Annotated in this window: 19 protein-coding genes; 15 read left to right on the top strand and 4 right to left on the bottom strand. The window is 43.8% G+C overall.

The window, feature by feature from the left end; all coding sequences use genetic code 11:
- The first annotated feature begins 111 nt into the window (after positions 1-111).
- Positions 112-561, top strand: a complete 450-nt coding sequence (locus tag H1R16_RS00555; protein ID WP_181886173.1) for a phage tail protein — start codon at positions 112-114, stop codon at positions 559-561.
- 151 nt (positions 562-712) lie between these two features.
- Here the strand turns inward: H1R16_RS00555 and H1R16_RS00550 are convergent, their stop codons facing one another.
- A complete protein-coding gene (locus tag H1R16_RS00550) occupies positions 713-2,485 on the bottom strand; it encodes an aminopeptidase P family protein (RefSeq protein WP_181886174.1) in 1,773 nt (590 codons plus the stop codon).
- Positions 2,486-2,715: 230 nt separating this feature from the next.
- On the opposite strand from H1R16_RS00550, the gene H1R16_RS00545 reads away from it, so the two are divergent.
- Together H1R16_RS00545 and H1R16_RS00540 are read left to right on the top strand one after the other, a co-directional pair.
- Positions 2,716-3,723 carry a T9SS type A sorting domain-containing protein gene (locus tag H1R16_RS00545; RefSeq protein ID WP_181886175.1) on the top strand — a complete coding sequence of 336 codons (1,008 nt, stop codon included), beginning with the start codon at positions 2,716-2,718 and terminating at the stop codon, positions 3,721-3,723.
- A 122-nt stretch (positions 3,724-3,845) separates the two neighbouring features.
- Positions 3,846-5,402 (top strand): M20/M25/M40 family metallo-hydrolase, encoded by a 1,557-nt coding sequence (locus tag H1R16_RS00540; protein WP_181886176.1) that lies wholly within the window; start codon positions 3,846-3,848, stop codon positions 5,400-5,402.
- A gap of 95 nt (positions 5,403-5,497) precedes the next feature.
- On the opposite strand, the gene H1R16_RS00535 is transcribed toward H1R16_RS00540, so the two are convergent.
- Both H1R16_RS00535 and xth read right to left on the bottom strand, forming a co-directional pair.
- Positions 5,498-8,011, bottom strand: a complete 2,514-nt coding sequence (locus H1R16_RS00535; RefSeq protein ID WP_181886177.1) for a cation-translocating P-type ATPase — start codon at positions 8,009-8,011, stop codon at positions 5,498-5,500.
- A 589-nt stretch (positions 8,012-8,600) separates the two neighbouring features.
- Positions 8,601-9,371 (bottom strand): exodeoxyribonuclease III, encoded by a 771-nt coding sequence (gene xth, locus H1R16_RS00530; RefSeq protein ID WP_181886178.1) that lies wholly within the window; start codon positions 9,369-9,371, stop codon positions 8,601-8,603.
- A gap of 79 nt (positions 9,372-9,450) precedes the next feature.
- Between xth and ku the strand changes: the two genes are divergently transcribed.
- The 8 genes from ku (at position 9,451) to H1R16_RS00490 (ending at position 15,780) form a co-directional block, all read left to right on the top strand.
- The gene (gene ku / locus H1R16_RS00525) at positions 9,451-10,230 is read left to right on the top strand and encodes a non-homologous end joining protein Ku (protein ID WP_181886179.1); all 780 of its coding nucleotides are present in this window, start codon (positions 9,451-9,453) and stop codon (positions 10,228-10,230) included.
- 23 nt (positions 10,231-10,253) lie between these two features.
- Entirely contained in the window at positions 10,254-10,844 is a 591-nt protein-coding gene (locus H1R16_RS00520) for a DNA polymerase ligase N-terminal domain-containing protein (protein WP_181886180.1), read from the top strand.
- An 86-nt stretch (positions 10,845-10,930) separates the two neighbouring features.
- Positions 10,931-12,802 carry a DNA ligase D gene (gene ligD / locus H1R16_RS00515; RefSeq protein WP_181886181.1) on the top strand — a complete coding sequence of 624 codons (1,872 nt, stop codon included), beginning with the start codon at positions 10,931-10,933 and terminating at the stop codon, positions 12,800-12,802.
- 68 nt (positions 12,803-12,870) lie between these two features.
- Positions 12,871-13,308: a DUF6526 family protein gene (locus H1R16_RS00510; protein ID WP_181886182.1), complete on the top strand. Its 438-nt coding sequence runs from the start codon at positions 12,871-12,873 to the stop codon at positions 13,306-13,308.
- Positions 13,309-13,346: 38 nt separating this feature from the next.
- Positions 13,347-13,511, top strand: coding sequence for a phosphatidate cytidylyltransferase (locus H1R16_RS00505; RefSeq protein ID WP_181886183.1), 165 nt, complete (start codon positions 13,347-13,349; stop codon positions 13,509-13,511).
- A 15-nt stretch (positions 13,512-13,526) separates the two neighbouring features.
- Positions 13,527-14,384 carry an SDR family oxidoreductase gene (locus H1R16_RS00500; protein WP_181886184.1) on the top strand — a complete coding sequence of 286 codons (858 nt, stop codon included), beginning with the start codon at positions 13,527-13,529 and terminating at the stop codon, positions 14,382-14,384.
- Between the two features lie 13 nt (positions 14,385-14,397).
- On the top strand, positions 14,398-15,507 hold the full coding sequence (locus H1R16_RS00495; protein WP_181886185.1) for a DNA topoisomerase IB: 1,110 nt from the start codon (positions 14,398-14,400) through the stop codon (positions 15,505-15,507).
- An 18-nt stretch (positions 15,508-15,525) separates the two neighbouring features.
- Entirely contained in the window at positions 15,526-15,780 is a 255-nt protein-coding gene (locus H1R16_RS00490; RefSeq protein WP_181886186.1) for a hypothetical protein, read from the top strand.
- A 135-nt stretch (positions 15,781-15,915) separates the two neighbouring features.
- Here the strand turns inward: H1R16_RS00490 and H1R16_RS00485 are convergent, their stop codons facing one another.
- The gene (locus tag H1R16_RS00485) at positions 15,916-16,068 is read right to left on the bottom strand and encodes a hypothetical protein (protein ID WP_181886187.1); all 153 of its coding nucleotides are present in this window, start codon (positions 16,066-16,068) and stop codon (positions 15,916-15,918) included.
- Positions 16,069-16,197: 129 nt separating this feature from the next.
- Here H1R16_RS00485 and H1R16_RS00480 point away from each other — a divergent pair, with 129 nt between their 5' ends.
- The 4 genes from H1R16_RS00480 (at position 16,198) to H1R16_RS00465 (ending at position 21,724) form a co-directional block, all read left to right on the top strand.
- On the top strand, positions 16,198-18,414 hold the full coding sequence (locus H1R16_RS00480) for an NADP-dependent isocitrate dehydrogenase (protein WP_181886188.1): 2,217 nt from the start codon (positions 16,198-16,200) through the stop codon (positions 18,412-18,414).
- A gap of 81 nt (positions 18,415-18,495) precedes the next feature.
- A complete protein-coding gene (locus H1R16_RS00475) occupies positions 18,496-19,329 on the top strand; it encodes a helix-turn-helix domain-containing protein (RefSeq protein ID WP_181886189.1) in 834 nt (277 codons plus the stop codon).
- Between the two features lie 54 nt (positions 19,330-19,383).
- Complete coding sequence (locus H1R16_RS00470; protein WP_272487601.1) at positions 19,384-19,956, top strand: DUF417 family protein; 573 nt, start codon at positions 19,384-19,386, stop codon at positions 19,954-19,956.
- Positions 19,957-20,065: 109 nt separating this feature from the next.
- Positions 20,066-21,724 carry a S41 family peptidase gene (locus tag H1R16_RS00465; protein ID WP_181886191.1) on the top strand — a complete coding sequence of 553 codons (1,659 nt, stop codon included), beginning with the start codon at positions 20,066-20,068 and terminating at the stop codon, positions 21,722-21,724.
- The last annotated feature ends 8 nt before the right edge of the window (positions 21,725-21,732 follow it).

Genomic DNA, 21,732 nt, shown 5'->3' with positions numbered 1-21,732 from the left:
AATTTTCGGAGAGCGGTCTGCGCGCAGCAGATGTTAAATATATCAGCAGAATTAACTAGTCAGAACCTGAGAAATAATATCTAACTTTACTGATAACAAACACATTAGACCATGGCAACAATATTAATAAACCGCTATCATTTTCTGGTAGACTGGGGCGGCATCCGAACCGAGTTCCTGGAGGTTTCCGGACTTGAAATGGCAATTGAAGTCATCGCCGTCAGGGAGGGAAGTTCTAAAGTTGAATCCGAAAATAAAATTCCCGGCCTGCTGAAGTTTTCAGACGTTTCTTTTACGAGAGCCATTCAAAAAGGAGACAATGATTTTTTTAACTGGATTAACACCAGATCCTTTGGTACAGTGGAGCGCCGTGATGTGCGCATCACACTTTTGAACGAAAGGCATGAGCCGCTCATCCTCTGGAAACTTCGCAACTGCTTTCCCGTAAGGTATGCAGGACCCACACTCATAGGCAACAGCAGTAATATAGCCACAGAAACTTTGGTAATCACTCATGAGGGATTAGATATTGAGTCGCTGGCGGGAAATGAGAAAGGTTGATGTCGAATATCAGATATGAGTTAGGAATGGGAATTTAAAATTGGAAGGTATAATAATAAAGCAGGGCCTTTCGAGAAAAACCCTGCACTGTAAAATTGAAGCATTGTCCGATTAAAGCGCTCCGAATTCAGGATGAAATTCAAGTCAGTAATCAGACAGGTTTTACCTGCTCCATAAACCACTCCTTAACTTCTCCTTCAAGGTCATTTTCCAATTTTTCACGGCACCATTCGTGATAACTGTTTAGCCATTCTTTTTCCTGAGGTGTAAGCAGATCCAGATCCAGAACATTCCGGTCGAAAGGACAAATGGTAAGCGTTTCAAATTCATAAAAAGTTCCTGATTCTGTTTTCTTCCACTCCCGAACAGCCACCAGATTCTCGTGGCGGATTCCATATTGGTTCTCAAGATAAAAACCCGGTTCATTTGAGACTACCATTCCGGGCAAAAGCTCCTGGTCGTTCATATCCTTTCGGATGTTTTGCGGACCTTCGTGCACGTTCATAAAACTGCCCACACCATGTCCGGTTCCGTGGGCATAGTCTTTTCCTTCTTTCCAAAGTGCCATACGCGCGAAAGCATCCAACTGTACTCCACGGGTACCACGTGGGAATTTAACCATAGAAAGCTGCATCATACCTTTCAAAACTAAGGTACAGTCGCGGCGGAACTGATCAGTAACAGCGCCCAAAGCGAAAGTACGGGTAATATCTGTGGTCCCTTCCAGATATTGGCCACCGGAATCCACAAGGATGCTGCCGGAATTTGTCACTTCCTTACTTCCATCCTGTTTGGCCGAGTAATGAACAATGGCACCATTCCCGCCATATCCTACAATGCTGCCGAAACTTTCGCCCACAAAATTATCACCCTGTTTCCGGAATTCCAATAGTTTTCTGCCAATGGAATACTCCGTCATCGGCTCCTTACCTACATTTTGAGTGAGCCAGTACAGGAACTTAACCATGGTTACACCGTCCCGCTGCATCACCGTCCTGAAACCCTGGAGTTCTGTCTCATTTTTCTGAGCTTTCATAAGGTTTCCGGGAACAGGTGCTTTGATCATTATATTGTTTGACTGCAGTGCATCGAAAATTGACTGATTACTGTTGGGCGAGACCAAAATTTGTTCATCTTTAATCTCACTTAAATAACTGAAGAAATCGTCATAAGGTCTTACAGTCACCGCCGAATCCTCCATTAGCTTTTTAGCTTCCGGCTCAAGTTTATCAAGATCCACAAAAAGGACCGCCTCATCCTGTTTAAGCATAATATATCCCAGAAAGACCGGATTAGCTTCTACATCGCTTCCGCGGAGATTGAGTGTCCAGGCTACATCGTCCAGGCTGGAAATAATGTGTGCTGAAGCATCCAACTGTTTCATTTTCTGTCTGATCTCCTCAAGTTTCTGCGTAACCGTTTTACCGGCACGCTCCACGGGATGAACAAATACAGGATTTCTTTTTTGATCAGCAATTCTGTCTGTCCAGATTTCTTTGAGCAGAGGTCTGTCTATCACCTTAATTTTTTTGGGAGCCAGTTTTTGCTCTAAAGCAGTCCAACTGGTGTTGCTTGTAGCTAGTGCATTTACGGCAACCGTACCACCCTGGGGAAGCATGGAGATAATCCAGCTTATATAATCAGGCGTTCCCTCAACTCCATCCTTCATAAGCTGTATGCCGGAATCTTTCAGTTCAGCGGGAGCCTGTACGAAATACCTGCCGTCTGTCCAAAGCGCAGCATCATTCTGCGTAACAACCACGAAACCCGCAGATCCTGTAAAGCCCGATAACCAGGTTCTTTCCTGCCATTCTTCCGGCAAATATTCGCTCATATGAGGATCGGCGGAAAACACTACGAAAGCATCTATATTTTGGGCGGTCATCGCCTGTCTTAGCAGAGCGATCTTTTCTGTTGATGTCATATGTAAAACTTTAATTGCATAAAAATACATAAAAAATGGAATTCATTTACAAGTTACTGTAGCCACATGTGAAGGAATTGCCCTATTACCTTACGCTGCGCTCTACAGGGAAGAAGTAAAAACATCCATAATTGTATTACATATATTTTTATAATTTTTCCTAATGATCTTGCTAATTGATAATATTTTTATTATAACTTTGAGTTTACAACACAAAAAATCAGCACATTATGAAAAAACAATTATTAACTTTTGCAGCTCTGCTCCCCACTCTCTTATGGAGCCAGTACAACAACGGCCCCCTGAGCACGGGACCAACCTCAAAATCCGGAGTGGCAGCTCCCGCCGGTTATACCTGGTCTGAGGCTCAGAACAATACCGGTAATACCACGGAATCCAACACCAACTCCGGATTTGGTTGCCAGAAGGTAGGCACTTTAACCAACAATTTCTGCGCGGATGATTTCGTTGTACCAGCCGGTCAATCGTGGAGCATCACGTCCATTGCATTGTTTGCTTATGTCACCGGTTATGTGGGTAGTACGCCGCCCGGAATGAAAGCCACAGTTAAGATACTTAATGGCGCTCCTAATGTTGGAAGTCCAACCGTCGTTTTTGGTGATGATACTACTAACCGCTTTGCCAGTGCGCAGGACGCATTAATGTACCGTGTTTTTAATTCAGCGTACCCCACGGCTGTAAACCCTGTAGGAACCACGAGAAAAATATGGCGGGTAAATACCACCACGCCGGTTACCTTATCATCGGGCACCTATTGGATGCAATTTCAGATGGAAGATCAGGCCTCGATCGCTACAGTATGGACACCACCCGTGACTACAGTGGGCATACGCGGGCTGCCTACGGACAATGCACTCCAAAATACAGGAACCTGGGCGCCTATGGTTGATGCCGGTAATCCTGCTGCGGCACCGGATTACCCTCAGGACCTTCCATTCATCATTACGTATTCCGTTTTGGGAACAAATGAAGTACTTCAATACGATAACCGTGTGAAGGTGTTTCCTAATCCAACAACGGACTTCTTTACCGTGAGTCTCCCGGCACAGACAAACCGTCAGAAAGTAACAGTTTCCCTAACTGATATGTCCGGACGACTGGTAAAAGAATATCTAGGTGCCGATCGGTACGATGCACGGATGCTGGCTCCGGGAACTTACCTGGTAAAAATTCACACAGACGAAGGAATTAAGACCTCCAAACTGATCAAGAAATAAACAAGAAGCTCCTCCGGGAGCTTTTTTTCTGGCAGGCATCTTTCAAAGTACCAACCGCACCCTTCTGCTCACTTTTGTACTGCTGAGTAAAATGATTATCTTCAGCATTTCAAATTAAATTTATGAAGAACTACAGTAAGATCATGCTGATTTCTGCAGCACTGAGCTGCAGCTTTACCTGGTCGCAAACGACACGGGAAACTACAATCAACTCCATTATGACAGAAACGTATAATGATTCACAACTGGAGCGGCTGGCCTATGAATTATTAGACGGAATCGGGCCACGTCTTGTAGGTAGTCCTAAAATGCAGCAGTCCCACGACTGGGCAGTAAACCAGTTTAAAAAATGGGGCATCGAGGCAAGAAATGAGCAGTGGGGCGAGTGGAAATCCTGGGAGAGAGGCACATCGAACATTGAGATGGTATATCCTTACGCCAAGTCACTGGAAGGTATGCAGCTGGCATTCAGTCCCGCCACACCATCAAAGGGTGTTACAGCAGATGTGGTAATGCTTCCTGAGTTCAGCAGTAAGGAAGAATTTAACTCATGGCTGCCAAAGGTGAAAGGAAAACTGGTGATGGTATCGCAATATCAACCGTCCGGCCGTCCTGATTACAACTGGAAAGAATTTGCAACACCGGAGTCCTACGAAAAGATGAGAAAGGAGGCTAGCACCGCCTCAGAGCGCTGGCAAAACTCTATGAAGATAATTGGGGAAACTTCCCGAACCATGAACAAAAAACTGGAGGATGCCGGAGCCGCAGGTATTATTTCGTCCAACTGGTCCCGTGGGTTTGGAGTTAATAAAATCTTCTCGGCAGGTACAAAAAAGATTCCGGTGATAGATGTTTCCCTGGAGGACTACGGTCAGCTCTTCAGAATGATTCAGCACGGAACCACCCCCAAAGTGAAAATACAGGCAAATTCAAAAGACAGAGGTATGGCGCCCACCTTTAACACCGTAGCCGAGATAAAAGGTACCGAAAAACCGGATGAATATATTATACTTTCTGCGCACCTGGATTCCTGGGACGGTGGCACCGGCGCCACCGACAACGGTACGGGAACCATAACGATGATGGAAGTAGCCAGAATCCTTAAAAAAGTTTATCCCAATCCAAAGAGAACAATTGTCGTTGGCCTTTGGGGTAGCGAGGAACAGGGACTCAATGGTTCCCGAGCCTACGTCTCTGCTCATCAAGATCAAATGCCGAAAATTCAGGCGCTGTTCAATCAAGACAACGGGACGGGACGTGTTGCGAACATCAGCGGACAGGGATTCCTTCATTCGTATGATTATTTAAACCGTTGGCTTAATGCAGTTCCAAAAGAACTGACCAGGGACATTAAAACAACTTTTCCGGGTACTCCAGGTGCGGGCGGATCAGATCACGCATCTTTTGTAGCGGCGGGCGTACCAGCCTTTATGCTGGGATCACTGAACTGGAGTTATGGAAATTACACCTGGCATACAAACCGAGACACCTATGATAAAATTGTTTTTGACGATGTGAAAAGTAATGTAGCGCTGATTGCCATCCTAACCTATATGGCCAGTGAGGATCCGGAGAAATCTTCCGGCGAGAAAATAAACCTGCCGGTTGATGAAAGGACAGGTCAGCCGATGAAATGGCCGGAAGTTCGCGAACCAACCCGAAAGGGAGGCCTTGAATAAAACAATAATTTTACTGAATTCGAACGCTTACCGATTTGGTAGGCGTTTTTAATTGGATGCCTACCTAAAGATCAGAGTACAGATCTGAGGGACCCTTAGTTGGCGGTAATTAACCTGAACCGCTTGACTAACTTATACACTTCAAACCAAAGAACCGAAACTGCTGCCACCCCAAAAGCGGTTAGCAACTGTGCGAAATTCAACTGGGAAAGTTGAAAAAAAGATCTGACCTCATCAACATAAAGCATGGCAGCTAGAAGGAGAATTGTAGTCCCGATAACATATGCCAAAAGGATGTTCCTGTTTCGGAAACTTTCAAAAATTGAATAATGAAAGGAACGGTTTGCAAGACTCAATAAAATATTAGCAAAAATAAGTGTCGTGAAGACCATTGTTCGCACAGTCTCCTCTCCTCCACCATCTCTATAGCTCAGTTGATATACAAACAGAATACCCGCACTGATTACCAGTCCCTGAATTATACTCAAACTCAGTTCTCTCCATGTGAGAAAAGTTTCTGATAACGGCCTGGGGTTACGTGACATTGTGTCTTTCTCCATTGGCTCATTTTCGTAAACGATGGAACATGTCGGACCCATGACCAGCTCGAGGAAAATAACGTGAACAGGCGTGAAAATCTGCGGAAATGCCCATCCCAGAAACAGCGGCAGTGAAACTGCAACGATAATGGGAATATGAATGGAAATAATATACTGAACCGCTTTCTTGAGATTGCTGTATATCCGGCGGCCGGCGGCGATTCCTGTAAGCAGTTTGCCCAGATCATCATCGGTAAGGACCAGCGAAGCTGCAGCCTTGGCCATTTCTGTTCCTTTTATTCCCATTGCCACACCTATATGTGCAGCCTTAAGCGCTGGACCGTCATTAACTCCGTCGCCCAGCATGGCTACCACCTCACCGTTCTTCTTAAGCGCATTTACTACGGCGAGTTTGGCATCGGGGAACATTCTTGCAAAGAGAACTTTATCCCTGACGGTTTTCCTGAGCTCCTGCTCACTCATAGATGCAATCTCTTCACCGCTAACCATTTTGCTGTATCCTATTATTCCGGACTGTGCCGCAATGGTACGGGCGGTCTGCGCATTGTCACCAGTAATCACTTTAACCTCTATTCCGGCTTCATTAATCTGTTTAAAAACCTCACGGATACCTTTTTTAGGTGGATCGTGAAACACGACGAATCCCAGAAATTCAAACGGTAAATCCTGTTGTTTTTCCGGAAAGTTAACTCCGGTAAAGTGCGACCGTGCTACCCCTAACAGCCGATAGCCCTTTTTACCGAAATCATCGATATAGCTTCTTACTGTCAAGCGTTGGGCTGGCGACAGCTCCGAAACCTGCGCAATCGCTTCCGGCGCCCCTTTTGCAGCAATAAACCTTGATCCGGAACTGTTTTGGAACACATGGGTCATCATAGGAGGATGACCCTCCAGCGGATATTCATGTATCATTATGTATTCATTCCGCAAATCCTCAACCTGAGTATCAGCATAGATCTTGTGAAGCGTCTTTTCCATCGGGTCAAAAGGCATTGGCTCACTACTCCACATGGCGTAACTGATTATTTCGGCCAGCTCAGGCACATCAAATTCCACTTCTTCATAGGTCCGGTTATTTTTATAATTATATACCGCCTTCAGATGCATTGAATTTTCGGTAATGGTTCCTGTTTTGTCAGTACAGATTACAGTGGTACTGCCCATTGTTTCAACTACACTGCTTTTTTTGATGATGATACCCTGCTGCATCAGTTTCCAGGCTCCCAAGGCCATAAATGTTGTAAAAGCTACCGGAATTTCCTCCGGCAAAATAGACATCGCGAGCGTAAGACCATTCAACAGTGATTCTGCAAAATTTCGTGTGTAATACCAGTTCACAGCGCATACCAATAGAAATACAACAACACCCAAAACCGACATACCTTTTACAAACCTCTCTATTTGCAACTGCAATGGCGACTTCTGTTCAATAATACCAGTCATCGAATCTCCTATTTTGCCAATCCTGGTATTTACACCCACAGCTTCCACTTCAAAAACAGAAATACCGGAAACTGCTACCGTACCGCTGTAAACATAAGAGTCTTCCTGGCCACTTCCTTTTGAGACTGCAAAGCTTTCGCCAGTCAGTGAAGCTTCGTTCACAGTGAAATCATTGCTGTAAACTATGCGACCGTCCGCATTGATCATTTGACCTTCCGATGTAATGCAAAGGTCGCCCACTACAATTTCATGTGTCGGAATTTGTACAACCGTTGATTTCCGTATTACTTTGCTTAAAGGTTCATTGAGTTTCTCCAGGGCTTCGAGTGCTTTTTTACTTCGGCTGTCCTGGTAAAAAGAGATACCGGAGACCAAAATTAGGGCGACTATCATAAACAGAGCCTCTCCGTAATTCCCTACTGAAAGATAAATCACAGAGATGACCATAAGCAGGATAAGCATAGGCTCTTTTAAAATTTCCGTCAGCAGCTTCCACCAGTTGCTTTTCGGAGGTGCTGTCATTCGGTTATGCCCACTGGTCTGACGCGATTGCTCTACTTCATCTTCATTCAGGCCGGTAAGGTTCTCTGGAATTTGCAGTGACATGGTGATTTTTTTTTCTTTATCCTAAAGTTACTGAAAATCAGTACAGGATTGTAAATGAAATTTGTCACCAGTTACAGATTGCTGTACTGGCAATCCATAATTGGCAATCCAACCAAAAGACGGACAAATGATTCTCACCAGCGTCCCATGCCGATATTTGCTCCCGCAATTATCAGCTTCGTCCAAACGTTAAAAACATGAAACACTCCCTCTGCAGAACTGAATTTCCGCCGCTACTCAATATGCTGACAGCGCGGAGGGCAGAGATATTTTGTGGAAATCCCCCTCCTCCGGAGGGGTGGCAATCCACCGGAGGTGCGATTGACGGGGTAGTCTCTGTAACACACTCGGCAACCCGGTGGAAACCTAAGCTAATATTCACAATTCCACACTGTATTCCAACGTCCTGGGACATCACCTATAAAAGAATTGGCGGTATTTTCACCCCTCAAATTAATTTGCGTTTGAATAAGCAACTTCAGTCTAAACAATGTTAAGCATCCTATTTTTTACAGTACCATATCCAGGATTATTGAAATTTTCGCAATCAACTGAAGATAATAAGCTTGTAAACCGGGAGCAAACTAATTTAATCCAGTTCAATCCATACAGGCGCATGGTCACTGGATTTGTCCCAGCCGCGCACGTCCTTGTCCACGCCGGCACCTTTCAGCTGTGGCAGAACTTCGCTGGAGAGCAGGAAATGATCTATCCGCATGCCGGCATTGCGCTCGTAAGCCTTTCTGAAATAATCCCAAAAAGTATAGATGGTTTCATCCGGGTAAAGATGCCTAAGACCATCGGTCCAGCCCTGCCCTACGAGATTTTTAAATGCATCACGAACTTCGGGAAGGAATAAAGCATCTTTCGCAAATTTTTCAGGTTTATAGACATCTTTTTCGGTGGGCATCACATTGAAGTCACCGGCCAGTATTACTTTCTTATTAGAGGTAATCAGCATTTCGGCATGAGCGTCCAGACGTTCAAACCAACGCATTTTATAGTCAAACTTGGGTCCGGGTACAGGATTTCCGTTTGGAAGGTAGAGGCAGGCAATGATTAAATCTTTGATCTTCACCTCCAAATAACGGCTGGCCTCATCTTCGGGTTCACCCGGCAACCCGGTCCGGGAAATTTCCGGCATGCCTATCCGCGAAAGTACCGCCACGCCATTCCAGCTTTTCTGTCCCAGCCATACGGCCTGATATCCAGCCGCCAGAAAGTCCGCTGCCGGGAATTTTTCCTGTGGAGCTTTCAACTCCTGTAAACAGGCAACATCAGGCTTGGTTTCCTTAAGCCACCTCAGTATTACAGGCAGCCGGCCGTTCACTCCGTTCACATTATAGGTCGCGATTCTCATAGATGCACATTTATTCAAAGGTAAAAACTTCGTCTGTAATTGGACACATTTTTGATGTAGCGAAGGTAAATCTGGAATTATGAGAGCAATTTGGAATGGTGCAATCGGCTTCGGACTGGTTAATATTCCCATCAAACTTTATTCAGCCACAGGAGAAAGTAATCTTGATCTGGATATGCTGGACAAGGACGACCTTTCCAACATTAACTTTAAAAGGGTTAACGCCAGTACCGGCAAAGAAGTGAAATGGGACAATATTGTAAAAGGATACAAACTGGAGGGCAACTACGTTGTACTCACCAAAGAAGATTTTGAAGAAGTAAATCCGGAAAAATCAAAATTGCTTAACATAAAGCAGTTTGTCAATATGAATGAAATCGACAGTGCCTACTTTGAGGCGTCCTACTTCCTTGAACCTCAAAAAAACGGTGAAGAAGCTTACAAACTGCTTTTGAAGGCGTTACTTAAAACAAAGATGGCCGGAATCGGTACTTTTATTCTGCGCGAAAAAGAAATTTTATGCCTCGTAAGACCATATGAAGATAAAATTCTGATGGTTAACCGGATGAGATACCCTGAAGAACTCCGGAGCTATGAAGATCTGAAGATTCCCGGCGGCAAAAATCCCCAGGCGGACGAGCTTGAGATGGCTGAATCACTCATTAAACAGCGTGCTACCAAATTTGACCCGGCAAAATATAAGAACACTTACAATGATGATCTGATGAAAATCATTGAGGCGAAGGCCAAAGGAAAAGTTAAAAAACCTGAAACCAAAGAAAAAGTATCAGCTAAAGCCACAGACCTTATGGCTCAACTGAAAGCCAGTCTGGAAGCCGGAAAAGCCAAAGCAGGTTAGTGAGTTTTTGAAATAAATTTAATATGCCATTAGAAGAATATAATAAGAAAAGAGACTTTGAGCAGACCGCCGAACCTAAAGGTAAAACCGCAGGTGGTAAAGGCAAATTAAAATTTGTCGTACAGCGCCATGCAGCCAGCAGGCTTCATTATGACTTCCGTCTGGAGATGGATGGTGTACTAAAATCCTGGGCAGTTCCCAAAGGGCCATCTTTAAATCCTGAAGACAAACGTCTGGCCATGATGGTTGAGGATCATCCATATGCTTACCGCACCTTCGAAGGCACTATTCCAGAAGGAAACTACGGCGCCGGCGAGGTTGAAATATGGGACGAAGGAACCTATGAACCGCTGGATAAGGTAAAAGGTAAAAAGGACGATATATTAATGCAGGCCGAACTTCATCAGGGTTCATTGAAGTTCATCCTTCATGGCAAAAAACTGAAAGGCGAATTTGCACTTGTAAAGATTAAAAGCAGCGAAAGTGGAGACCCGTGGCTGCTTATAAAACACCGTGATGAATTCGCCACTGACTATTATGACGCAGAAGAAAATACTGATCCCGATTCTAAAGTCACAGCCTATCTGGCATTAAAAAAAAAAGCAAAAAAGTAAGTCCTAGGCCATTAAAAACATCTGGCTACAGAAGCCATCCACCTGCTCTGAGCAGCGAAAGGAAACTCTCAAAATTCATCACGCCGATGCTCGCCGGCACTGCCGACAAACCCTTTAACTCTCCGGATTGGGTGTTCGAAATAAAATGGGATGGCTACCGTGCTGTAGCCGATCTAAGGAAGGAGGTACAGCTTTATTCCCGAAACGGTCTTTCCTACCTCGAAAAATTCAAAAAAGTAAGCAATTCCCTGAAATTTCAGCAACATGAGATGATCCTGGATGGAGAGCTGGTAGCATATGATGACCGGGGCCAGCCCAATTTTCAGTGGTTACAGCGCATCGGCGAAAAACCAAACCTGAACGTCATCTATCAGGTATTTGACCTTCTATATTTAAACGGACATTCCACAGAAGATCTTAGTCTGCTGCAACGAAAGGAGCTGCTGAAGGACGCATTGGTCGAGACAGACTTTGTAAAATACCACGACCATGTGTCGGAAAAGGGATTAGAATTTTTCACGATGGTAGAACAAATGGGCTTGGAAGGTATGATTGCAAAACGGGCAGAAAGTACTTACGTGCCGGGTGCCAGAAACGGCGACTGGCTCAAAATTAAAAGTCAGCAGACTGAGGAGGTGCTTATCTGCGGATTTACTGCACCAAAAGGCAGCCGTAAAAAATTTGGCTCACTCGTTCTGGGAAGGTACAGCGGAGAAGACCTGGTTTTCTGCGGACACACCGGTACGGGATTCAGCGATAAAGGTTTAGATGATCTTTATAACAAAATGGAGCCGTTGATTACTGAAAAAAGTCCATTTACCAAAACTCCGAAAACCAACGGTAAAGCTACCTGGCTGAAACCTGAACTCATCGCCGAAATTAAATTTACAGAACTGACCAGTGAGCATATTTTCCGGCACCCTGTCTTTTTGCGCTTACGCGAAGATCTGAACCCACGTGACCTGAATTTTTTAAATGATGATGATGATGTTAAAGAAGAAACAGTTGCGCCCGTATCACTAAGGAAAACACTAATGAAAAGAGAAAATGAGCAGCTTAAAAAGTTTGGCAATCAGGAGGTGAAACTTACCAACCAGAATAAGATCTATTTCCCAAACGATCACGTAACGAAAGGTGATGTTATAGCCTACTATCAAAGTGTGGCCAAATATATCCTGCCACATCTGAAAGACCGTCCGCAATCCATGAACCGCTTTCCCAATGGGATTAATGGTATGAGCTTTTACCAGAAGGATGCCTCAGATGACATCCCGGACTGGATCAAAACCCAAAAAGTCCATTCGGAATCAACAGATAAATTCATCAGCTATATTCTGTGTAATGATAAAGCTACTATGGCTTACCTGAACAATCTTGGCTGCATAGAACTCAATGTGTGGACAAGCCGCGTGGAAACTACAGAAAGTCCTGACTACCTGGTTCTGGACCTCGACCCTTCTGAAAACAATACTTTTGAGGATGTGATCCTGACCGCACAGACCGTAAAAAAGATAATGGACAAAGCTAAAGTAGAAGGCTATTGTAAAACTTCGGGTAGCTCGGGCATTCACATATACATTCCTGCAGGTGCACAGTATTCTTTTGAACAGATAAAAAATTTTGCACACATAATGATGCAGATGGTTCAGCAGGAACTGCCCGACCTCACTACTTTGGAACGTGCCTTACAGAAACGCGATAAGGGGAAGATCTATCTGGATTATCTGCAAAACCGCCGGGGACAGACGCTGGCCAGTGTATACAGTATGAGGCCTAAAAACGGTGCTCCTGTATCCATGCCCATAGAGTGGAATGAACTGAAATCCGGACTGAAACCCACAGATTTTAATATCGAGAATGCGCTGCAGCGTATGGAGGAAAAAGGCGACATCTTCAAACCCGTCTTAGGCAAAGGCTTTGATATGATGGAGGCACTGTCACTGTTGGAAGGAACCTAAACAAGCTTTCAAATCTCCCTGGAACTTCCAATACTGTGATTTGGTTACATTTTTGCTGAGAAAATCATATGAACAAGCAGAACTACTCTAATCACATACGCTTTTACGCACCGCACCACTTCATCTTATTGCCCCTGCTGCTCATCCACCTGGGTGTCGGGATTTGGCAGGTCTTTTCAGATGACGAGAACCAAATCCTTTGGATACTGTTTTCAACATTAATCTTTCTGATTCTGTTTCTCACCATTATGTTACGGCAGCATTACGCCCTCACGATACAGGACAGACTGCTAAGGCTGGAATTTAAACAGCGGTATTTTGAAATATATGGTAAAAGATCTGATGAAGTGGAAAAGTTACTGAGTTTCGGTCAGATGGCGGCCCTTCGATTTGCCTATGATGATGAGTTCATAATACTGTTAGAAGATGCAGTAAAAAACAAAACCTCTGCGAAGGAGATTAAAAAATCAATTAAAAACTGGAGGCCCGACCTGTTAAGGGTTTAATGGGATTGAAAATATTAAATCAATTAAAAATTACTGTTATGAAAAAATTCACATTTTTAAGTTTAGCTGTATTCGCGCTTCTTACATTAACAGGCTGCGAAGCAATTGGTACCATTTTCGAAGCCGGCATGTGGTGGGGTATCATTCTTGTGGCAGGCGTTATCGGTCTTGTTTTATGGCTCTTTACCAGGTCAAGAAAATAACTAAAATTTATTTTTATGCAGAAAGAAGCTAAAACCAAGGTCCGGCCGCCGCAAAAGCAACCAAAACCCGGACTGGAACAGAAAATGACTCCAAAACCGGACAGTACACCTGTTTCCAGCTCACTTAAGCTTGAAAACAAGGTGGCCATAATTTCTGGCGGCGACAGTGGAATCGGGAAAGCTACTGCCCTGCTTTTCGCTTCAGAGGGTGCAGATATTGTAATTCCTTATCTAAGTGAAACAGTGGATGCAAAACAAACGAAAAAGGAAATTGAGGAATTGGGCCATCAATGTCTGCTTATAAAAGGAGATCTAGGTAAAGAAAATCATTGCCAGAAGGTGATTGACAAAGCTATTTCAAAATTCGGAAAGATAGATATCCTTATCAACAATGCTGCAAACCATTGGGAAGCCGCCAGTTTGGAGGAGATCAGCACCGAACAGTTGATGACCACCTTTCATTCCAACTTTTTCTCCTTGTTCTGGCTCACAAAGTTTTCCATGAAGCACCTTAAGAAAGGAAGCAGCATTATAAACACCACATCCGTGACCGCATATCGTGGAAGCGACCATTTATTGGATTATGCCGCAACAAAAGGCGCCGTTCTGTCCTTCACGCGCAGTCTCTCGTCCAACCTTGCTGAAAAAGGAATCCGGGTGAATGCTGTTGCGCCGGGACCGATCTGGACACCATTGATTGCTTCTACGTTTTCAAAAAAGCAAGTCTCAGAATTTGGAAGTGATACACCTATGAAACGCGCTGGCGAGCCGAATGAAGTGGCAACCTGTTTTCTGTTTTTGGCTTCAGAAGATTCATCTTATATCACCGGTCAGGTATTGCACCCCAATGGGGGCGAAATTGTGAACGGTTAATCCACTAAAAAAAATGAAAACAGAAATTTCCCCGCTGGAGGACGTTAGCAGGATAAGCCCGTCCAAAATCGTAAAGATTATGAAGGATCCTGTGAAATCGGCCAAAGCCGTAAAGTTGGTGTATACCACAGACAGTGAATCAGAAGGAATTGAGCGCCGTCGCTGGGGAAAAAAGTTTCAGTATTATAAAGGAGACGAAAAAATTACAGACACAGATCAAATCCAGCGGATTAGCAAACTGGCGATTCCGCCTGCGTGGGAAAATGTTTGGATTTGTGCTTTGGAAAACGGACATCTGCAGGCAACCGGAGTGGATGCAAAAAGACGGAAGCAATACCGCTACCATCCTGTGTGGACTGCACTGCGTAATCACACCAAATTTTACCGCATGCTGCAGTTCGCCTATGCACTGCCGAAAATAAGACTACAATTAGAAAAAGATCTGGCCATCCGAAAACTGGAGAAAAGGAAAGTGCTGGCGGTAGTCGTAAGTTTAATGGAAAGGACCAACATTAGAATTGGCAACAGTGTATACGAAAAACTTTACGGTTCCTTTGGCCTTACGACGCTTAAGGATAAGCATGTTAGTGTTAAAGGTCAGAAAATCAGCTTTTCATTTAAAGGTAAAAAGGGAATCTATCATGATATCGACCTTAAAAATTCCCGACTGGCGAAAGCGGTACAGAACTGCCGCGACATTCCCGGGAAGGAACTGTTCCAGTTTTATGATGAGGAAGGCACACGCCACCCTGTCGATTCCGGAATGATAAATGAATACATTAAGGAAATCAGCGGCGATGATTTTACAGCCAAGGATTTCCGGACGTGGTCCGGCACAGTAAACGCGTTGATTGCTTTCAAGGAAATTGGTGAAGCTGAAAGTAGCTCGGCATACAAGTCTAAAATAAAGGAAGCATTGGAAAAAGTGGCTGCCAGTTTAGGTAACACTCCCAATGTTTGCAGAAAATATTATGTACATCCACTGGTTATTAATCTCTATGAAAATCAGTCCATCAAAAAATATCTGGATGAGCTTGATGAAATTGAGGTAAACGATGGCAAATCCGGACTTACGAAAGAAGAAATGGTAGTTATGAAAATGCTGGAAAATGAAAAATTATAACATTAAAAGATTAACATTATGAAAATCGAAATTCAGGAAAATGACATTACCCTGGTGAGTTTGGGCGCTACAACAGAAGAGAACAGAGTTGTAAAAAGAGAGGTAACATTTGAGATTAACGGTGAGCAGTTTACCCGCGAAATATTACTGGAGCCTAACGGCACTGGCGAGGATTATGAAGATCCTGAAAAATTCTATATGAGGAATAAGGAGATGGTCGATGCTAATCTTATTGATTTCCTGTCGGACCATCACCTTTACAACAATCAATAGTAAAAATTTTAAAAGGAAAAGAGGTCGTAATTAATTGCGACCTCTCTATTCTAGCTAAAAGCCTTCCTTCAGCGTGACCGCTCATCTGATATTAAAAGCAGTATAAGTGGGCCACGCTGAGGGAAGGCCTGTTATTTAGTTATTTACCGGCTGAATTTCTGCCTGGGACAAAGATTCAAAAATCTCCGGGAATATTGCAGCCAATATAAAATACAGTATAATTAAAAGGGCAATCGTGCCCACCGCAATCAGCACACCTTTAGGCGGCGTATTTTTCTGAGTTGTCATAAGTTTATTTATTAATAGTTTAACATCAGACTGCAAAAGTCATTCCCAATTGATTGAGAAGCGATAGGCAAAGCTTAACAAAAAACCTTAAATTTGTCTTCATTAAAAAAATACATAAAAAACTAAATAATGTCTAAAGCAAAAATCTACTACACCCTTACGGATGAAGCTCCAATGCTGGCTACCCATTCTTTTCTGCCGATTGTAAAAGCCTTTACCAAGCCGGCGGATGTAGAAATTATGGTGCCTGATATTTCACTGGCAGGCAGGATTCTGGCCAATTTCTCCGAAGTGCTTACCGAGGAGCAGAAAATCCCCGACTACCTTGCTCAACTTGGTGACCTTGCCACGCAGCCGGATGCGAACATCATCAAACTTCCAAATATTTCAGCTTCGGTTCCGCAACTGCAGGAAGCGATCACTGAACTTCAGGAACAGGGCTATGCTTTGCCAGACTTTCCCGTAGAGCCGAAGAATGCTGACGAAGAAAATATCGCGAAGAAGTATGCTAAAGTTTTAGGCAGTGCCGTGAATCCGGTGCTTAGAGAAGGAAATTCAGACCGCAGAGCACCAAAATCGGTTAAGGATTACGCAAAGGTAAACCCACACCGAATGGGGGTTTGGTCATCAGATTCAAAAACAACCGTCGCACATATGGAATCCGGTGATTTCTACGGTTCAGAAAATTCTACAACAGTAGAAAATGAAGGGAAATTCAGGATTGTATTTGCAGGAAACGACGGTTCAACGAAAATTTTAAAAGACGTATCGCCACTCAAGGCCGGCGAAGTCATTGACAGCTCAATGATGAGCATCAGTGCACTGAAATCGTTCGTGGAAAAGGCAATTACTGAAGCTAAGGAGAAAAATATACTTCTTTCTGCTCACCTAAAGGCGACGATGATGAAGATTTCTGATCCTGTCATTTTTGGAGCTATTGTAGAGACTTATTTCAAAGACGTTTTCGCTAAATATAAAACAGTCTTCGGTGAACTGGACATCAATCCAAACTTTGGACTGGCTACACTTTTCGAAAAAATAGCGGGAACGCCACAGGAAGCTGAAATCAAAGCAGACATTGAGGCTGCGATTGAAAACAGCGCACGTATCGCCATGGTAAACTCTGATCAGGGAATCACCAATTTCCATGTGTCTTCCGATGTAATTGTGGATGCTTCTATGGCAGCACTTGTACGCGGAGGAGGAAAAATGTGGAATAAAGAAGGTAAGGAAGAAGATACGGTATGCATTATTCCGGACCGTACTTACGCTGGATTTTACTCGGCTATAATTGACGATATGAAGGCCAATGGTGCTATTGACCCAACGACTTTCGGATCGGTACCAAACGTGGGACTTATGGCTCAGAAAGCCGAAGAATACGGATCGCATGACAAGACTTTCCAGGCGGCTGCTGACGGAATCATCCGTGTGGAAGACGAGAACGGCAACACACTGCTTGAACAGAAAGTGGAAAAAGATGATATCTTCAGAATGTGCCAGACTAAGGATGCACCTATCCAGGACTGGGTAAAACTTGCTGTAAACCGCGCCAGGCTTTCCAACACCCCGGCGATTTTCTGGCTGGACAAAGGCAGAGCACATGATGCTCAAATCATTGCCAAGGTGGAGAAGTATTTGAAAGACCATAACACAGAAGGTCTGGACATCCGCATTATGGATGTGAAAGACGCCATGCTGGAAACACTTAAGAGAGCCCGTGAAGGCAAAGATACAATCTCCGTTTCCGGAAATGTGCTTCGTGACTACCTTACGGATATGTTCCCTATTTTGGAGCTCGGGACTTCAGCAAAGATGCTCTCCATCGTTCCCCTGATGAATGGCGGCGGACTTTTCGAAACCGGTGCGGGCGGGTCTGCACCAAAGCATATAGAGCAGTTTATTGAGGAAGGTTACCTTAGATGGGATTCACTGGGTGAATTTTTAGCACTTCAGGCTTCTCTGGAACACCTCGCACAAACTCAGGACAATAAAAAAGCACAGGTTTTATCTGATGCCCTGGATGCAGCTAATGCAAAATTCCTGGCTAGAGATAAGTCACCAGCCAGAAAATTGGGCGGACTTGATAACCGTGGTTCGCACTTCTATCTCGCAATGTACTGGGCTGAAGCCTTAGCCAACCAAACTGCGGACGGTGAAATTGCTGAAAAGTTTACGCCGGTTGCTAAAGCACTGCAGGAAAATGAAGCAAAAATTAATGAGGAATTGATTGGTGCCCAGGGTAAGGCTCAGGAAATAGGCGGGTACTACCATGCCAATACCGACAAGACTTACGCGGCCATGCGTCCTTCGGCAACACTTAACGGAATTGTTGATTCAATCTAAAAAAGATTGCATTTCTATTTAAAAAGCTTCCTGACGAATCAGGAGGCTTTTTTTGGCTTTTCAATATTGTATTTTTGTACTATGCGTACTTCTTTTTTTAATGTAGAAACTATCTCCAGCAATAAACTGAAGACTTCGCTGAGCGATGCCATGTACCATATTTTCCTTTTTGAAGGAATAGGCAAAATATGCGTTGATTTTGTGCAATACGACTTCTCAGGAAAAACGGTCTTTTTCTGTTCGCCGTTTCAGAATATCCAATTGGAAAGTGCAGACAGTTTTCCGGTAGAGATGCTGAGTTTTCACGGAGACTTTTACTGCATTGAATTCCACAAAAAAGAAGTGGCTTGCAATGGCCTTTTGTTTAATAACATTTACCTTTTCCCACATTTCACCTTAGACGAGCAGACTTTTGGGGAGATTTCAGACTATTTTGCAAAAATCAGCAATATCAATCCCAGGGAAGAGTTCTCGGGCGCGGTACTCCGCTCCTGGTTACAGCTTATTTTGGCCATCTGCAGCAAAGTTAAAGTTCAGTATCTACCTTCAGAGCAATTCGTACAAAGTGATTTAAATGAACTGAAGGATTTTCAGAATCTCGTAGACCAGCATTTTTTAAGTGAGAAAGGTCCGGCATTTTATGCAGGCTTATTGAATTTGTCGCCCAACGCTCTAAGTAAGAAAATTAAGTCACAATTTAACAAAACACCCTCAAGGATTATCCAGGAACGCGTAATTCTGGAAGCGAAAAAACAGATTCATCTTACCCGGAAATCCATGAAGGAAATTGCTGCTGAGCTTAATTTTGAAGACGAATTCTACTTCAGCAAATACTTTAAGAAGCACACCGGCGTTTCACCTACGCAATTCAGAGAGGAAACCGGCATTTCCATTGTGGCAGATCTGTACAAATAACTGCCTGATAATTCCATTTTTCAACATTCGTTTTCAGCATAGATTTGTCTGAAAATAAATCTTATGTTAGAACTTTTAGCAAACTCGCAGAAAAATTACATCCATCTTCTGCGCATCAGCATTTTCATCGTGATGGCGTGGATTGGAGGTTTAAAAGCCTTTCAATATGAAGCGGATGGAATTATACCTTTTGTAGCCAATTCGCCATTTATGAGCTTCTTCCTGCATAGCAATGTTTCTGATACCGACAATTATAAACTTCACAAAAACCGGGAAGGCGAACTGATCCCGGAAAATATTGAATGGCACAAAGCGAACGGCACTTATGCCTTTTCATATGGTTTAGGTGCGGTGATCATTATTATCGGAATTTTGGTTTTAGCCGGCATCTGGCTCCCACGTGCCGGATTATTGGGTGGTCTGCTTACGGTCGGTATGTCTATAGTTACACTTAGTTTTCTGATTACTACTCCTGAAACATGGGTTCCAAACCTGGGAGGCCCCGACTTCGGTTTCCCCTACCTCTCCGCAGGCGGAAGACTGGTCATTAAGGATGCTATTATGCTGGGTGCGGGTTTAATTATAGCCTCGGATTGTGCGCAAAAGTTACTCCCGAAATCCTATTAACTCCAGCCATGCTGATCGCTGCAAAAGCCGTTAGTCATAACCGCTAAAGGGTTGTGTGAACAGAATAAATGGGTTACTTTTAAATGATAATATCCAAAAATTACCTTTTATGACTAAATCATGGGCCCGGATTATTTTATTTGTGCGATCATTCTTACCCAACAACTTCACCGGAAATCCCGTATTATGTAATTGGGTCAATATTACACCACTGTCCGCCTTGCTCGTGCTGGTCTTGTTGACGTCCTGCGTCTCCGTAAAGAAATTCAATGAAAAACTGTCTACACCGGTAGCTGCCGAAAAGTTAAAGGCTGATGTTGATTATGCATACGCAAGCTTGCAGGAACTGCACCCGGAACTCTATTGGTACATTTCGAAAGATAGTCTGGACAGGAAATTTGAGGCTGTTAAAAAAACTATTGATTCACCTCTGACACCGGCAGAATTCTACAGGAAATTAGCTCCGGTTGTTGCAGATGTGAGGCAGGGACACCTCCGTCTTGTGCTGCCGGACCGAAAGCTGAATGTGGATGAAAGAAAAGCTCTGAAGCTTCAGAAGGGACTGTTCAGCCGTTATAATTATGTGGTTGAGGAAGACCGGATTTTTGTGAAGGACAACGCGGACAAGATTCCTAATATGGAAGTTGGAACTGAAATATTAAAGATCAATGATGCTCCCGCAAGCGAGTTGATCAGCAGTTACCGTCAGCTTAATAACAGTGACGGTTACAACACTACATTTCTGAGATATTCCATGGCGAAACGCTGGCCATACTTCTTCACCGCTGAAAACGGTATTCTGGACTCCGTGAAAATGGAAACCAGGTTTAAGGACAGCATACAGACGTTCTGGCTCAAGCGTGAGAAAATAACTGCTGCTGAAAAGAAAACAGAAAAAGAAGCAAACCGTAAACTGACCAAAAGTGAAAAGGGAAAGACCAAAGACTACAACATTATTACAAGGAGTTTTAACCGTGACCTGCAGTTTCCCACCAAAGACAGTACGGTGGCTTATATGAAGATCAAAACATTTTCCGGCACCTTTTCAAAACGTTTTTACAGGGAAAGTTTCAGGACCATAAACAATTCGCCCGCAAATTACCTGATCATTGACATGCGGGACAACCTGGGAGGTTCATTGTCCGAAATAAACAATCTTTACTCCTACCTTACCGCAGAGAAATTCAGGTTTATCAAAGACATACAGATAACGAAACCAGGATCTATGTTTCAGGCAGATTATTTCAGGATGGTGCCCAATATCACCAAACCGATTGCGGCCGTCGCTTATCCTTTCTATCTGGCAGGCACCGCGTTTTCTATAAAAAAAACTCCCGCCGGCACCTTTCTGAGGAACAATGGAAAAACCGCAGTAAAAAAGCCCAATAAGGATCATTTTAAAGGTAAAGTTTACGTTTTAATTAACGGCAGCAGTTTTTCTGCGGCATCTATCCTGCCGGCAAAACTTAAGGACGCCAAAAGAGCCATCCTGGTTGGAGAAGAAACAGGAGGCGCAAATGACGGTACCGTAGCCGGACGCTACTCTACCCGGAAGTTAAAGAATTCCGGATTACAACTTCCCATAGGATTGATGCTTATCCAGCCGGACATTGAATTTTCAGGCAACGGAAAAGGCGTGATTCCACACCACGAGATCATTCCCGATGTGCAGCAGATTCTGCAAAAAAAAGACATCCAGCTCGAGTGGATTCTGCAGGATATCAAAAAAGATTCTGCACAATCCACAGGACCGGATGGTAAGAGTTAAGCACTTTA

It is taken from the genome of Marnyiella aurantia (genome assembly GCF_014041915.1).
GTDB classification, from domain to species: Bacteria; Bacteroidota; Bacteroidia; order Flavobacteriales; family Weeksellaceae; genus Marnyiella; species Marnyiella aurantia.
Note: the sequence above shows the minus strand (reverse complement) of the source record. Positions and strands in the feature narration are given on the sequence as shown.